Source organism: Ruegeria sp. AD2(2025) (assembly GCF_056542385.1).
This window is the reverse complement of sequence record NZ_JBQFZS010000006.1, coordinates 52,432-65,925: the sequence shown is the minus strand read 5'-3', so window position 1 is coordinate 65,925 and position 13,494 is coordinate 52,432. Positions and strand designations below refer to the sequence as shown.

14 protein-coding genes are annotated in these 13,494 nt (G+C 62.1%); 13 read left to right on the top strand and 1 reads right to left on the bottom strand.

Annotated features, from left to right (window positions below):
* The first annotated feature begins 1 nt into the window (after position 1).
* The 3 genes from ACR1XV_RS13620 to ACR1XV_RS13610 are packed head-to-tail and all read left to right on the top strand — an operon-like array spanning position 2 to position 2,321.
* Entirely contained in the window at positions 2-757 is a 756-nt protein-coding gene (locus tag ACR1XV_RS13620) for an ABC transporter ATP-binding protein (protein WP_480532195.1), read from the top strand.
* Positions 757-1,458: an ABC transporter ATP-binding protein gene (locus tag ACR1XV_RS13615; RefSeq protein WP_480532193.1), complete on the top strand. Its 702-nt coding sequence runs from the start codon at positions 757-759 to the stop codon at positions 1,456-1,458. The genes ACR1XV_RS13620 and ACR1XV_RS13615 overlap by 1 nt, the downstream gene beginning before the upstream one ends.
* Complete coding sequence (locus ACR1XV_RS13610; RefSeq protein WP_480532191.1) at positions 1,392-2,321, top strand: alpha/beta hydrolase; 930 nt, start codon at positions 1,392-1,394, stop codon at positions 2,319-2,321. Before ACR1XV_RS13615 ends, ACR1XV_RS13610 begins: the two co-directional genes overlap by 67 nt.
* A gap of 6 nt (positions 2,322-2,327) precedes the next feature.
* Here ACR1XV_RS13610 and ACR1XV_RS13605 read toward each other — a convergent pair whose 3' ends face one another.
* On the bottom strand, positions 2,328-3,320 hold the full coding sequence (locus ACR1XV_RS13605) for an AraC family transcriptional regulator (protein ID WP_480532189.1): 993 nt from the start codon (positions 3,318-3,320) through the stop codon (positions 2,328-2,330).
* A 149-nt stretch (positions 3,321-3,469) separates the two neighbouring features.
* On the opposite strand from ACR1XV_RS13605, the gene ACR1XV_RS13600 reads away from it, so the two are divergent.
* The 10 genes from ACR1XV_RS13600 to ACR1XV_RS13555 all read left to right on the top strand — a co-directional run bounded on the left by ACR1XV_RS13600 (position 3,470) and on the right by ACR1XV_RS13555 (position 13,457).
* Complete coding sequence (locus ACR1XV_RS13600) at positions 3,470-4,969, top strand: flavin-containing monooxygenase (protein ID WP_480532187.1); 1,500 nt, start codon at positions 3,470-3,472, stop codon at positions 4,967-4,969.
* A gap of 23 nt (positions 4,970-4,992) precedes the next feature.
* Entirely contained in the window at positions 4,993-5,442 is a 450-nt protein-coding gene (locus ACR1XV_RS13595) for a cupin domain-containing protein (RefSeq protein WP_480532185.1), read from the top strand.
* 137 nt (positions 5,443-5,579) lie between these two features.
* Complete coding sequence (locus tag ACR1XV_RS13590; RefSeq protein ID WP_480532183.1) at positions 5,580-7,865, top strand: bifunctional salicylyl-CoA 5-hydroxylase/oxidoreductase; 2,286 nt, start codon at positions 5,580-5,582, stop codon at positions 7,863-7,865.
* Positions 7,862-8,617 carry an SDR family NAD(P)-dependent oxidoreductase gene (locus ACR1XV_RS13585; protein WP_480532181.1) on the top strand — a complete coding sequence of 252 codons (756 nt, stop codon included), beginning with the start codon at positions 7,862-7,864 and terminating at the stop codon, positions 8,615-8,617. The genes ACR1XV_RS13590 and ACR1XV_RS13585 overlap by 4 nt, the downstream gene beginning before the upstream one ends.
* Positions 8,614-9,075: a MarR family winged helix-turn-helix transcriptional regulator gene (locus ACR1XV_RS13580; RefSeq protein ID WP_480532179.1), complete on the top strand. Its 462-nt coding sequence runs from the start codon at positions 8,614-8,616 to the stop codon at positions 9,073-9,075. The genes ACR1XV_RS13585 and ACR1XV_RS13580 overlap by 4 nt, the downstream gene beginning before the upstream one ends.
* Positions 9,068-9,868 (top strand): enoyl-CoA hydratase family protein, encoded by an 801-nt coding sequence (locus ACR1XV_RS13575; protein WP_480532177.1) that lies wholly within the window; start codon positions 9,068-9,070, stop codon positions 9,866-9,868. Before ACR1XV_RS13580 ends, ACR1XV_RS13575 begins: the two co-directional genes overlap by 8 nt.
* Complete coding sequence (locus ACR1XV_RS13570) at positions 9,868-11,028, top strand: acyl-CoA dehydrogenase family protein (protein WP_480532175.1); 1,161 nt, start codon at positions 9,868-9,870, stop codon at positions 11,026-11,028. The genes ACR1XV_RS13575 and ACR1XV_RS13570 overlap by 1 nt, the downstream gene beginning before the upstream one ends.
* Positions 11,028-12,647, top strand: a complete 1,620-nt coding sequence (locus ACR1XV_RS13565; protein WP_480532173.1) for an AMP-binding protein — start codon at positions 11,028-11,030, stop codon at positions 12,645-12,647. The genes ACR1XV_RS13570 and ACR1XV_RS13565 overlap by 1 nt, the downstream gene beginning before the upstream one ends.
* Before the next feature lie 9 nt (positions 12,648-12,656).
* On the top strand, positions 12,657-13,058 hold the full coding sequence (locus tag ACR1XV_RS13560) for an acyl-CoA thioesterase (protein ID WP_480532171.1): 402 nt from the start codon (positions 12,657-12,659) through the stop codon (positions 13,056-13,058).
* The gene (locus ACR1XV_RS13555; protein WP_480532169.1) at positions 13,059-13,457 is read left to right on the top strand and encodes a RidA family protein; all 399 of its coding nucleotides are present in this window, start codon (positions 13,059-13,061) and stop codon (positions 13,455-13,457) included. It abuts the gene before it with no gap.
* The last annotated feature ends 37 nt before the right edge of the window (positions 13,458-13,494 follow it).

Here is a 13,494-nt window from a genome sequence, read left to right as displayed (position 1 = left end):
AATGCTGCAGATCCGTAACCTGTGCAAGAATTTCGGAGCGCTGACGGCGACCAACAACGTGTCATTGGATGTCGAAAAGGGCACGATCCACGCGCTGATCGGCCCCAACGGGGCGGGCAAGACGACGTTGATCGCTCAGATTTCAGGCTATTTGACGCCGACTTCGGGTTCGATCAGCTTCGACGGGCAGGACCTGCTGGCCATGCCAGCGCATCTGCGCCCCCATGCCGGGCTGGTGCGCAGCTTTCAGGTGACCTCGGTGTTCCCCGACCTCACGGTGATCGAAAATGTCTGCCTTGTGCTGCAATCCATGAACCATCAGGTGTTCCGCCTGTTCCGCCCCGCCACCGCCGACAAGGCGGAACGCGCCGAGGCGATGGGCATCCTCGAACGCGTAGCTCTTGGGGCAGAGGCCGAAACCGTCACCCGCAATCTGGCCCATGGGCAGAAACGGCAGGTCGAGATCGCAATGGCTCTGGCCGCCCGCCCCAAGCTACTGCTTCTGGATGAGCCGATGGCAGGCATGGGGGCGGAAGAAAGCCGCCAGATCACCGCCCTGCTGGACGGGTTGCGGGGCGATATCACCATGCTGCTGGTCGAACATGACATGGATGTGGTGTTCGGTCTGGCCGACAAGGTCTCGGTTCTGGTCTATGGCAAGGTGATCGCCAGCGACACACCTCGGGCGATCCGGCAGGACCCTGACGTGCAGCAGGCCTATCTGGGCGGGCATGAGTTTCACGATGGGGCTGTGTGATGTTGCAGGCTGAGAATCTCCATGCCGCTTACGGCTCGTCCAAAGTGCTGTTCGGTATTGATCTGGAACTGCGCCAAGGGCAGTTGGTCGCGATGATGGGCCGCAACGGGATGGGCAAGACGACGACCGTGCGGGCGATCACCGGGCTGACCCCGGCCTTGTCAGGCGCGGTCCGGCTGGACGGTCAGGACATTACGCAGCTGAAGCCGCATCAGATCGGTCAGGCCGGTGTTGCGCTGGTGCCCGAGGGTCGTCAGATTTTTCCAACCCTGACCGTGCGCGAGAACCTGATCGCCACCGCCCGCACCCGCCGCGATGCGACGCAGCCCTGGACGTTAGAGCGAGTGTTCAACCTGTTCCCCCGCCTGCGCGAACGGGCCGGGCAGATGGGGGATTCCCTGTCGGGGGGTGAGCAGCAAATGCTGGCCATCGGGCGGGCGCTGATGACCAACCCGCGCCTTCTGATCCTGGACGAGGCGACCGAAGGCCTCGCCCCGCTGATCCGCCATGAAATCTGGGAGATTCTGACCGAGTTGAAAGCCGAAGGTCAGACCACCCTGGTGATCGACAAGAACCTGGATGAAATGGCGCCGGTGGCCGATTACGCCTATGTCGTGCTCAAGGGACAGATCGCATGGCATGGCGATATAGCCGCCATGCGCGCCACACCGGATTTCGCAGAAACCTATCTGGGGGTCTGACCCGGATGCCGGTCTATCGGGACATGGATCAGCAAACCCTCGAGCGGGAATATAACGCCCGCGCCTCGGTCAGCGATTTCGACGCAGAGATGCGGCGCTATCGCGCGCTGAGCAATCAGGCCTATGCCCGTTGCCGGGTGATCCGCGATCTGCCCTATGGCGATCATCCCGACGAACGGTTCGATCTTTTTCCCGCCGGAGACGGCGCGCCGGTGCTGGTCTTTCTGCATGGCGGATACTGGCGGTTTCTGGGGCGATCCGACAGTGCATTCATGGCGCAATCCATGGTGAATGCAGGCATCGCCGTTGCGGTTGTGGAATACACCCTGGCGCCCGCCGTGACACTGGATCAGATAGTAGATCAGGTGCGCCGCGCGCTGGCCTCTATCCATCAGCAGTCAACCGCACTTGGGATCAACCCGGACCGGATTTACGTCTGCGGCTCGTCCGCCGGGGCGCATCTGGCGGCAATGGCCCTACTGACCGACTGGCAGGCGCAGTTCGGATTGCCATCGAACCTGATCAAAGGCGCCGTTCTCGTCAGCGGCCTGTTTGATCTGGAACCTGTGCGCCTGTGCCAGCCGAACAGCTGGCTAAACCTCAGCCCCGAGGCTGCGGCCCGCAACAGCCCAATGGGCCAGACGCTGCCAGTGGCTTGCCCGGTTATGATCTTCTGGGGCGCAGAAGAAACCCGCGAATTCAAACGTCAGAGTGCCGATTTTGCTCAGGCGTTGCAGACGCAGGGCCTATCCGTTTCCGCTACCGAGATCGCAGGGCGGAACCATTTCGACGTGATCGTAGACCTCGCCGATTCAGACCGGATGCTCTGCCGCGAGACGGTCACGCTGCTGCGCTCAGACTGACCTATGCTACGGTCCGCTATGGCTGGGTAGAACACCGAACCGCTGCTTGTAGTCTCGCGAGAACCGGCCCAGATGTGAAAACCCGCTGCCAAAGGCGACCTGCGTGATGCTGGGCCGGTCGCGCCGGATCGCCAATTGATAATGCGCCGCATCCAGCCGCGCGTTCCTGAGATATTGCATCGGTGTCAGCCCATACCGCTGACGAAAACCCTTTTGCAAAGTGCGCACATTCACTCCGGCCTCTGCCGCGATATCGTTCAGCGTGATCGGTTCGGCCAGATTGGCGTGGATATAGTCAACCGCCAGCCGCAAGGCGCGCGGGGTGGGTCCGGTGTCGGACTGTTCGAGAATGTGCGAGACATTGCTGCGCTGCAGGGTCAGCAGCGCATAGGCCAGATCCATCTCGGCCTTCAGATCGCGGCTTTGGCCATTGCCCAGATGCAGATCGCCGCGATCCGTGGCAGCAGCACAGGCCAGCACCATGCGTTTCAGACGCACCCCGTTTGGCGACCGTAGATCGACCCGTGTGTCAAACCGCACCGGGCCCGGCAATGGCGCACCGCTGAGGCTTTCCGCGACCGCTTGCAAGTGGGATTTGCCGACCTGCAGGATCAGCTTGCGACAGTCCGCCTGCCACATCATCCGGGTGTCTCGATCGGGGTTCAGCAGGGTCGCGGTTGCCGCATCGGACAGAACCTCTTCGCCGCGATGGGTGACGCTGGACGATCCTGATAACGGTATCTGCAACAGGTAGAACGACCCCAACTGCCCGGGATCAATACTTACGTCGCCACCGTAATGAAGATAGTTCAGCGAGACATCGCGCCCCGCCACATGATTATGCGTCACCGCCAAAGACCGGCTGCGGCCCACCCGTTCCAGCCGATGATCACAGAACTTCTGCGCCACGCAGCTGCGCGCCTCATCCAGATCACCGGTCTGAAGCAACGGGAATCGGTTCAGGAAATCAGAGGTCTTGGGTTGGAATACGCGCGTCAAAGGTCACAGCTCCTGCGGTCAGGCTAGCAGGCAAGCGGTTTATTTCAAGCCTGAACATTTTAGATGCAGAATAGTTCGTTTTTTGGATAAACGGTTTCACGCGCCTTGTGCACACTCATCCATACGCAGCACGTGCAGGGAGGATGTGAATGTCGGCAGGCGCAGCAAAACGCAAATCGGTTGCGGTGATCGGAGGCGGTGTCAGCGGCTTGGCCGCGGCCAAGGCCTTTGCTGAACGGGGGCATGACGTCACCGGATTTGAACGCAGCCATGACTTTGGCGGCGTATGGGAATTGTCGCGCTCTTACCCGGATGTGCAGACGCAATCGCCCAAAGACCTGTATTGCTATACCGACCACCCGATGCCGCAGGACTATCCCGAATGGCCCAAGGGCCCGCAAGTGCATGAGTACCTGCTGTCTTACGCGCAAAAACACGATCTGTCGCGGCTGTTTCGGCTGAATACCAACATCAAGGCGATGGAGCGGCGCAGCGATGGGCAACCCGGCTGGACGCTGACGGTTGAGGCCGACGGTGCGGAACGACGCGAAGATTTCGACTTTGTCGCGGTCTGCACCGGTCAGTTCTCGGAAAAGAACATCATCTCTCATCCCGGTCAGGAGACGTTTCAGGATCGCGGCGGGCAGGTGATGCATTCGTCGGAATATACCGATCCCGGCCTTGTGCAGGGCAAGGATGTTGTCGTTCTGGGGGGCTCGAAATCTGCGACTGATATTGCGGTGAACGCCACCAAGAACGGCGCGAAATCCGTGCGGCTGGTCTATCGCGAGAATGTCTGGCGTATCCCGTACTTCGTGGGTGGGATCAACTTCAAACACTTGCTTTACATGCGCGCGCAGGAACAGCAGTTCAACCAATGGGGTAAATCCCCGGCGCAGCGCGCGATTGCTGCGCTGTTCAAACCCCTGGTCTGGGCGAATTTCCGTGGGCTTGAAACCATGCTGAAACTTCAGCTGGGTCTGAAGAAGCATAATATGGTGCCGGATATTCCGATCGAAAAAGATGTCTCGTGTTCCGTTCCCATCGTCACGCCCGGTTTCTTCGAGGCGCTGAATGCGGGTCAGTTGCAGACCACCATCGGATCGTTCGACAGCTATACCGAGGACGGGCTGAAGCTGACCACGGGCGAGGTCGTACCCTGCGACGTCGCCGTTCTGGCCGTGGGGTGGAAACTGGGCGTGCCCTATCTGCCGCAGGCCTATCAGGACAAGCTGATCGAGGCCGACGGCCAGTACCGGGTCTATCGCCTGTCGGTGAATCCCGATCTGCCGGATATGGGTTTTGTCGGCTTCAACTCCAGCTTCTGCACCATCCTGTCGGCTGAAATGATCGCCAACTGGCTGGTGCGCTATGCTGATGGGCAGTTGGCCAATCAGCCTTCGGAGGCGGAGATGACCGAGAACATCGAGATGATGCTGAACTGGCGGCGGAACGAGCGCCCGGCGGCGCAGATCTATGGCGGGCTGTGCTCGGCGCCATTCCATTTCAAGCATTTCGACGAATTGCTGGCCGATATCGGGGCCGCGAAGACCAAACGCAGCAACCCGCTGGCCGAACAGTTTCGGTACCCGGATGCGGCGGCTTATGGTGAATTCCTTGCTTCGGCCCCGCAATACACAGCAACCTGATGACATAACCCAAGGAGGACCCGATGAAAGATCTGGAAAAAGGCATCACCAAAAACGGTGTCGGCTACAAGGAAACGACGTGGAACATTCTGGGGCAGGTCTATTACCCCAAGGCAGTCTGCGAGACCACATTTGCCTTCGAGACCAACTCGAACCCCGGCGATTTTGTGCCCGTCCACATCCACCCCACGCAGGACGAGTTCATCCTTGTGCAAGAGGGCGAGCTGGACCTGAAACTGGATGGCGTCTGGACCAAGGCCTATGCCGGTGATCTGGTGCGGATGCCGCGCGGCATCCCGCATGGCTATTTCAACAAATCCGACAAACCGGCGCGCGCGCTGTTCTGGGTCTCGCCCATGGGCAGGCTGAAGGACCTGTTCGAGGAATTGCACGAACTGACCGATGTCGAGCAGGTGGTGAAAATCTCGGCCGAGCATGAGGTCGATTTTCTGCCGCCCGAAGCAAACGAATAAGACCGGTATCCGGCGGCGTCCCCGCCGCTGGGCTTTCCAAGGGTCACATTTATTTCAAGCTTAAAATTTTAGACTTGAAGTAAATGTGGACCCGACCTAGGCTTTCAATCATACGCTATTCTGATCGGGAGGGCACAATGCGCGTCGCTTGTCTGGGAGGGGGCCCCGCAGGGCTTTACTTTGCCATATCGCTGAAGCTGCGCCAGCCCGATGCCGAGGTTGTGGTGATTGAGCGGAACAAGCCCGACGACACATTCGGCTGGGGCGTGGTTCTGTCTGACGAAACGCTGGACAATCTGGCCGCAAACGATCCCGTAAGCGCCGCGGCCATCCGCGATCACTTTGCCTATTGGGACGATATCGCGGTGCATTACAGGGGCGAAAAGATCGTCTCGACCGGGCATGGTTTTTGCGGCATCGGGCGCAAACAACTGCTGCTGCTGTTGCAGGCCCGCGCGCGGGAGTTGGGCGTTGATCTGCAGTTCGAAACCGAAGCCGCCAGCGCCACGGACTATGCCAAGGACTACGACATCGTCGTCGCCTCGGACGGGCTGAATTCAAAAACCCGCACGGAACTGGCGGCGCATTTCAAACCCGATATCGACATGCGCGCCTGCAAATTCGTCTGGCTGGGCACGCATCAGAAATTCGACGACGCCTTTACCTTCATCTTCAAGGAAACCGACAAGGGCTGGCTGTGGGTGCACGCCTATCAGTTCGACGATGACACCGCGACCTTCATCGTCGAGACCGATCAGGCCACATGGGACGCCTACGGCTTCGGCGACATGAGCCAGCAGGAAAGCATCGCCGTCTGCGAAGCGATCTTTGCCGAATATCTGGATGGTCACAGCCTGATGACCAATGCCAACCATATCAGAGGCTCGGCCTGGCTAAGCTTCCCCCGTGTGCTGTGCGAGAACTGGAGTCACGAGAACATCGTGCTGATGGGCGACGCCTCGGCCTCGGCGCATTTCTCGATCGGTTCTGGCAGCAAACTGGCGCTGGAAAGCGCGATCGCGCTGGCGGAATATGTTGACACCATGCCCCTGCCCGACGCGCTGACGCGCTATCAGGAGGATCGGCGGCTGGAAGTGCTGCGCCTGCAATCGGCGGCCCGTAACTCTCTGGAATGGTTCGAGGATGTGGGGCGGTATCTGAACCTTGATCCGGTGCAGTTCAACTATTCGCTGCTGACACGCTCGCAGCGGATCAGCCATGAAAACCTGCGCCTGCGTGATCCCGAATGGCTGGAAGGGGCCGAACGCTGGTTTCAGACCCGCGCAGGTGGGCCCGAAACACCGGTACGCGCGCCCATGTTCGCGCCCTACCGGTTGCGGGGGATGGCGCTGGCCAACCGTGTCGTCGTCTCGCCGATGGCCCAATACAAGGCTGTCGACGGCTGCCCGACCGACTGGCATTTCGTGCATTATGCCGAACGCGCCAAGGGCGGGGCCGGTCTGGTCTATACCGAGATGACCTGCGTCTCGCCCGAAGGCCGTATCACGCCGGGTTGCCCCGGGCTCTACGCGCCCGAGCACGAAACCGCCTGGGCCCGGCTGACCGATTTCGTCCATACCGAAACGCAGGCCAGGATCTGCTGTCAGATCGGCCATTCCGGGCGCAAGGGTTCGACCCAGCTGGGGTGGGAGGAGATGGACGCACCGCTGCCGTATGACAACTGGGATCTGGTCTCGGCCTCGGCGATCCCATGGTCGGACCGCAACGCCACCCCGCGCGAGGTCACGCGGGCCGAGATGGATGCGATCCGCGACCAGTTCACGTCTGCCGCGCAGATGGCCGACCGCGCCGGGTTCGACATGATCGAACTGCACGCGGCACACGGGTATCTGATCTCGTCCTTTATCTCTCCGCTGTCGAATATCCGAACTGATGAGTATGGCGGAAGCCTCGAAAACTGCCTGCGCTATCCGCTTGAAGTGTTCCGCGCCATGCGGGCTGTCTGGCCCGATGACAAGCCTATGTCGGTGCGCATCTCGGCCAATGACTGGACCGGCGATGATGGCGTGACACCCGAAGAGGCGGTTCTGATCGCGCAGGCGTTTGCCGAGGCCGGGGCGGATATCATCGACGTGTCCGCAGGCCAGACCACGACCCAGGCCAAACCGGTCTATGGCCGCATGTTCCAGACGCCGTTCTCGGACCGTATCCGCAACGAGGCCGGTCTCGCCACCATGGCGGTGGGCAATATTTATGAGCCCGATCATGTGAATTCGATCCTGATGGCCGGGCGGGCCGATCTGGTCTGCCTTGCTCGTCCGCATCTGGCCGACCCCTACTGGACCTTGCACGCCGGAACGCAGATCGGGGACCGCCACGCAGACTGGCCCCTGCCCTATGAGGCAGGCCGCGATCAACTCTGGCGCAATGCCGACCGCGAGGCCGAGGCCATTCGCGCATGACCCTGCAAGCCAAACACATCGTGATCAGCGGCGGCGGCAGCGGTGTCGGGGCCGAACTGGCGCAGGCCTTCGCGGAGGCAGGCGGCAAGGTCACCATACTGGGCCGCAGGCTCAGCGCGTTGCAAGAGGTCGCGGACGCAACCGGTGCCCTGCCCCTGCGCTGCGATGTGACGGATGGCGAGGCGGTCCGCGCCGCCATCGACAAGGCCCGCGCCATTCACGGGCCCGTTTCAGTGGCCATCGCCAATGCGGGGGCCGCGCCCTCAGCCCCGTTCCACAAGATTTCGGCGCAGGAGTTCGACGCGACGCTGGCGGTCAATCTGGGCGGGGTGTTCCACCTGTGGCAGGCCTGTCTGGCGGATATGAAAGCGGCGGGTTGGGGGCGGTTGATTGCGGTGGCCTCGACCGCGGGCCTCAAAGGCTATGGCTATGTCAGCCATTATTGCGCGGCCAAGCACGGGGTCGTAGGCCTGACGCGGGCCTTGGCGCATGAGCTTGGCCCCTCGGGCGTCACCGCCAATGCGATCTGTCCCGGGTTTATCGACACGCCGCTGCTACAGCACTCGCTGGATGCGATTACCGATAAAACCGGCATGTCCCACGATGAAGCGGCCAAAACCCTTTTGGCCGGCAACCCGCAAAGCCGCTTTGTCACCACGCAAGAGGTTGCAGGGGCGGCGCTGTGGCTCTGCTCGGACGCGGCCGCATCCATGAACGGGCACGCCATGGCCCTGTCGGGAGGTGAGATTTGACGAACACGCCCGCCTCAAAAGAACGCCTGCGGCTGTGGCTGCGCCTGATCAAGACCCAGCGCCGGATCGAGGCCGAGCTGCGCGAGCGCCTGCGCACCAGCTTCAACACCACCCTGCCCCGATTTGACGTGATGTCGGCGCTGTATCGCAATCAGGACGGGCTGAAGATGTCGGAACTGTCGCGGATGCTGATGGTGTCGAACGGCAATGTTACCGGGATCGTCGACCGGCTGTGCGATGACGGGCTGATGCAGCGCGAAACGGTACCGGGCGACCGGCGCGCCAACCGGGTGCGCCTGACCACGGCGGGGGTGGATGAGTTTCTGAAACAGGCGGCGGCGCATGAAAGCTGGGTCAGTGAGCTGCTGGGCGGGCTGGATGCGCAGACCAGCGCCCAGATCGGGCTGCTGCTGAACGGCGCGCTGCCTGATGCCGGGGAAGGGGCACAAGATGACTGAAACACCAAAGCACTTTATGCTGAGTTGCGAGAACCGGATCGCCACGATCTGTCTGGACCGCCCCGACCGCAAGAACCCGCTGACTTTCGACAGCTATGCCGAGCTGCGCGACTGGTTCCGCACCCTGCCCTATGGCGACGATGTGGATGTGGTGGTCTTTGGCTCGAACGGTGGCAATTTCTGCTCGGGCGGCGATGTGCATGACATCATCGGCCCGCTGACCCGGATGAGCATGAAGGAATTGCTGGCCTTCACCCGCATGACCGGCGATCTGGTCAAGGCCATCGTGAACTGCGGCAAGCCGGTGATTGCGGCCATCGACGGCGTTTGCGTCGGCGCAGGTGCGATCATCGCCATGTGTTCCGATCTGCGCATCGCGACGCCCGGGGCCAAGACCGCGTTCCTGTTCACCCGCGTCGGGCTGGCGGGCTGCGACATGGGGGCCTGCGCGATCCTGCCCCGGATCATCGGACAGGGCCGCGCGGCGGAACTGCTTTATACCGGGCGATCCATGTCGGCCGAGGAAGGGGCGGCCTGGGGGTTCTTCAACCGTGTGGTGCCCGCATCCGATCTGGCCGATGCCGCGCAGGAGATGGCAGCGCGCATCGCCGCAGGACCCAATTTCGCCCATATGATGACCAAGACCATGCTGGCGCAGGAATGGTCCATGTCCATCGATCAGGCCATCGAGGCCGAGGCGCAGGCGCAGGCAATCTGCATGCAGACCGGCGATTTCAAACGCGCCTATGACGCGTTCGTCGCCAAGGAAAAACCGGTGTTCGAGGGCGATTGATGGCAGATCAAAGCTTCCTCAACTGGCCGTTCTTCGACGACCACCACCGCACCCACGCCGCAGCGCTGAATCGCTGGGCCGACGATGCGCTGGCACAGATCGACCACAGCGACACCGATGCCACCTGCCGCACATTGGTCAGGGCGCTGGGGCAGGATGGCTGGCTGCAGCCCACCGCTGCCATCGGGGATGAGGGTCTGGATGTACGGACCCTGTGCCTCAGCCGCGAGATACTGGCGCGTCACGACGGGCTTGCGGATTTTGCCTTTGCGATGCAGGGGCTGGGGACCGGTGCAATCTCGCTGTTTGGCTCGGCCCAGCAGCAACAGGAATGGCTACCGCTGACGCGCAGCGGGCAGGCGATCTCGGCCTTTGCCCTGACCGAGCCGCAATCGGGTTCGGATGTCGCCAACGCGACCATGACCGCCACCGAGGATGGCGACGCCTACGTGCTGAATGGCGAGAAGACGTGGATCTCGAATGGCGGCATTGCGGATGTCTATACCCTTTTTGCCCGTACCGGAGAGGCCCCCGGCGCGCGCGGGCTCAGCGCTTTTGTGGTCACACCCGATATGCCCGGGTTCGAGGTGGTTGAACGGCTGCACACCATCGCCCCGCATCCGCTGGCGACCCTGCGCTTTACCGATATGCGGGTGCCGAAATCGGCGATGATCGGCGCGCCCGGCCAGGGGTTTCGCATCGCCATGTCGGTGCTGGACGTGTTCCGCTCGACCGTCGCGGCGGCGGCGCTTGGCTTTGCCCGCCGCGCGCTGGACGAGGCGCTGGCACGCGTGACCACCCGCCATATCCAGAACGCACCGCTGTTCGATCTGCAGATGGTGCAAGGCCATGTGGCCGATATGGCGCTGGACGTCGATGCCAGCGCCCTGCTGATCTATCGCGCCGCCTGGACCAAAGACAGCGGCGCACCGCGCGTGACACGCGAGGCGGCGATGGCCAAGCTGTTTTCGACCGATCAGGCGCAGAAGGTGATCGACCGGGCGGTGCAACTGCATGGCGGCGACGGTGTCCGGACCGGTAGCAAGGTTGAGGAATTGTACCGCGACATCCGGGCCTTGCGCATCTACGAAGGGGCCTCGGACGTGCAACGGGTGGTGATCGCACGGCAGACGCTTGGGCAATATCAGGGAGGAGACTGATGGCGCAGTATACCGGACATATCGACACGTTCGCGCAGGATAACCTGCCGGCCCCCGAGGCGCAGCCTGATTTCCTGCTGGACGGGTTCGACTATCCCGCCAGGCTGAACGCCGCTGTCGAGCTGACGGACCGGATGGTCGATCGCGGCTTTGGCGATCACACCGCGCTGATCGGCAACGGACGGCAACGCACTTATAAAGAGCTCAGCGACTGGACCAACCGGCTGGCGCATGTGCTGGTCGAGGATCTGGGCGTGAAGCCCGGCAATCGTGTGCTGATCCGGTCGGCCAACAACCCGGCCATGGTCGCCTGCTGGCTGGCGGCGACCAAGACTGGCGCGGTGGTGGTCAACACCATGCCTATGCTGCGCGCCGGCGAGTTGACGCAGATTGTCGACAAGGCCCAGATCACCCATGCGCTGTGCGACACGCGGCTGATGGATGAGCTGACGAAATGCGCCAAGTCCTCGGAGCATTTGAAATCGGTGGTGGGCTTTGACGGCACCTCGAACCACGACGCCGAACTGGATCGTCTGGCGCTGGAAAAACCGGTGCGCTTCGACACGGTCGAAACGGCGCAGGACGATGTGGCCTTGTTGGGCTTTACCTCGGGCACGACGGGCGATCCCAAGGCCACCATGCACTATCACCGTGATCTGCTGATCATCGCGGATGGCTATGCCAAAGAGGTGCTGGGCGTCACGCCCGAGGATGTGTTCGTGGGCTCTCCGCCGCTGGCCTTCACCTTCGGGCTGGGCGGGCTGGCGATCTTTCCGCTGCGGTTCGGGGCGGCGGCGACCTTGCTGGAGACCGCAACGCCACCCAACATGATCGACATCATCGAGAAATACAAAGCCACCGTCTGCTTCACCGCCCCCACCGCCTATCGCGTGATGATGCGCGCGATGGACGACGGGGCCGACCTGTCCAGCCTGCGCGCCGCCGTCTCGGCGGGTGAGACTCTGCCCGCGCCAGTTTACGAGGAATGGATCGAAAAGACCGGGAAACCGATGCTCGATGGGATCGGTGCGACCGAGATGTTGCATATCTTCGTGTCGAACCGGTTCGACGACCACAAACCGGCCTGCACCGGCAAGCCCGTTACCGGGTATGAGGTACGTATTCTGGACGAAACAGGCACCGAATGCCCGCCGGGACAACCCGGGCGCATGGCCGTGCGCGGCCCGACCGGGTGCCGGTATCTGAACGATGACCGGCAGGCGGGCTATGTGCAGAATGGTTGGAACATCACCGGCGATACCTTTGTGCGCGATGACGAAGGGTACCTGCATTTCGCCGCCCGCAATGACGATATGATCGTCTCGTCCGGCTATAACATCGCCGGACCCGAGGTCGAGGCCGCGCTGCTGTCGCACCCCGCAGTCGCCGAATGCGGGGTGATCGGAGCACCCGACGACATGCGCGGCTCGATTGTCGAGGCCCATGTGGTCCTGTCCCAGGGGCATCAGGCCTGCGATGCGCTGGCCCAACAGCTTCAGGATCACGTCAAGGCAGTGATTGCGCCCTACAAATACCCGCGCTCGATCGTGTTCATCGACCAATTGCCCAAAACCGCAACGGGCAAGATTCAGCGCTTTCGCCTGCGCCCGGCGGGTTGAGGCGAGCGCATGTTCACTTGCCCACAGAAGGTCTTGTTCAAGCATTGCGACCCCGCCGGGATCGTCTTTTACCCGCGCTATTTCGAGATGATGAACGATTGTGTCGAGGCGTTCTTCGCCCATATCGGCCACCCGTTCGAACAAATCCACGGTTCCGGCGCGGTTCCCACCGTGAATATCGAGGCGCGCTTTCCCCGGCCCAGCCGGCATGGCGACCGCCTGACCCTGAACCTGCAGGTGCTGCGGATCGGGACTTCGAGTCTGAAATTGACCATCGACGCCCGCTGCGCAGATGAGCCCCGCATGAGCTTTATCGCGACGCTGGTTCACATCGACGATAAGGGCAAACCTGCCCCTTGGCCCGCCGCGATGCGCAGCGCCCTGACCCCCTGTCTTAAAGACGAGGACTAAATGGCCCATACTGAGATTTTCCCCGACGGCTGGGCTCCGGCCAAAGGCTATGCCAATGGCGTTCTGGCCCGCGACGGGCAGTTGTTTGTCGGCGGCCAAATCGGCTGGAACGCGCAGCAGGTGTTCGAAACCCATGATTTCATCGGCCAAATGGAACAGGCCCTGCGCAACATCGTGGCCGTGGTCGAAAAGGCCGGTGGCCAGATCGAAGACATCACCCGCCTGACATGGTACGTCACCGACAAGCGTGAATATCTGGCCCGCCAGCGCGAAGTCGGGCAGGCCTATCGCCGCGTTCTGGGACGCCACTTCCCTGCGATGACCATGGTTGTCGTCGCCGGTCTGATCGAAGACGAAGCCCTGGTCGAAATCGAAGCCACCGCGATTTTGACGTCATAGGCCGCGCGGCTGTTGCTGAACGGCAGGCTCTGTTCGG

What these genes read in the sequence shown, in the direction of transcription:
- ACR1XV_RS13620 (WP_480532195.1), top strand. Translation starts at nt 2, where the DNA reads ATGCTGCAGATCCGTAACCTGTGCAAGAATTTCGGAGCGCTGACGGCG.
- ACR1XV_RS13615 (WP_480532193.1), top strand. Translation starts at nt 757, where the DNA reads ATGTTGCAGGCTGAGAATCTCCATGCCGCTTACGGCTCGTCCAAAGTG.
- ACR1XV_RS13610 (WP_480532191.1), top strand. Translation starts at nt 1,392, where the DNA reads ATGGCATGGCGATATAGCCGCCATGCGCGCCACACCGGATTTCGCAGA.
- ACR1XV_RS13600 (WP_480532187.1), top strand. Translation starts at nt 3,470, where the DNA reads ATGTCGGCAGGCGCAGCAAAACGCAAATCGGTTGCGGTGATCGGAGGC.
- ACR1XV_RS13595 (WP_480532185.1), top strand. Translation starts at nt 4,993, where the DNA reads ATGAAAGATCTGGAAAAAGGCATCACCAAAAACGGTGTCGGCTACAAG.
- ACR1XV_RS13590 (WP_480532183.1), top strand. Translation starts at nt 5,580, where the DNA reads ATGCGCGTCGCTTGTCTGGGAGGGGGCCCCGCAGGGCTTTACTTTGCC.
- ACR1XV_RS13585 (WP_480532181.1), top strand. Translation starts at nt 7,862, where the DNA reads ATGACCCTGCAAGCCAAACACATCGTGATCAGCGGCGGCGGCAGCGGT.
- ACR1XV_RS13575 (WP_480532177.1), top strand. Translation starts at nt 9,068, where the DNA reads ATGACTGAAACACCAAAGCACTTTATGCTGAGTTGCGAGAACCGGATC.
- ACR1XV_RS13570 (WP_480532175.1), top strand. Translation starts at nt 9,868, where the DNA reads ATGGCAGATCAAAGCTTCCTCAACTGGCCGTTCTTCGACGACCACCAC.
- ACR1XV_RS13565 (WP_480532173.1), top strand. Translation starts at nt 11,028, where the DNA reads ATGGCGCAGTATACCGGACATATCGACACGTTCGCGCAGGATAACCTG.
- ACR1XV_RS13560 (WP_480532171.1), top strand. Translation starts at nt 12,657, where the DNA reads ATGTTCACTTGCCCACAGAAGGTCTTGTTCAAGCATTGCGACCCCGCC.
- ACR1XV_RS13555 (WP_480532169.1), top strand. Translation starts at nt 13,059, where the DNA reads ATGGCCCATACTGAGATTTTCCCCGACGGCTGGGCTCCGGCCAAAGGC.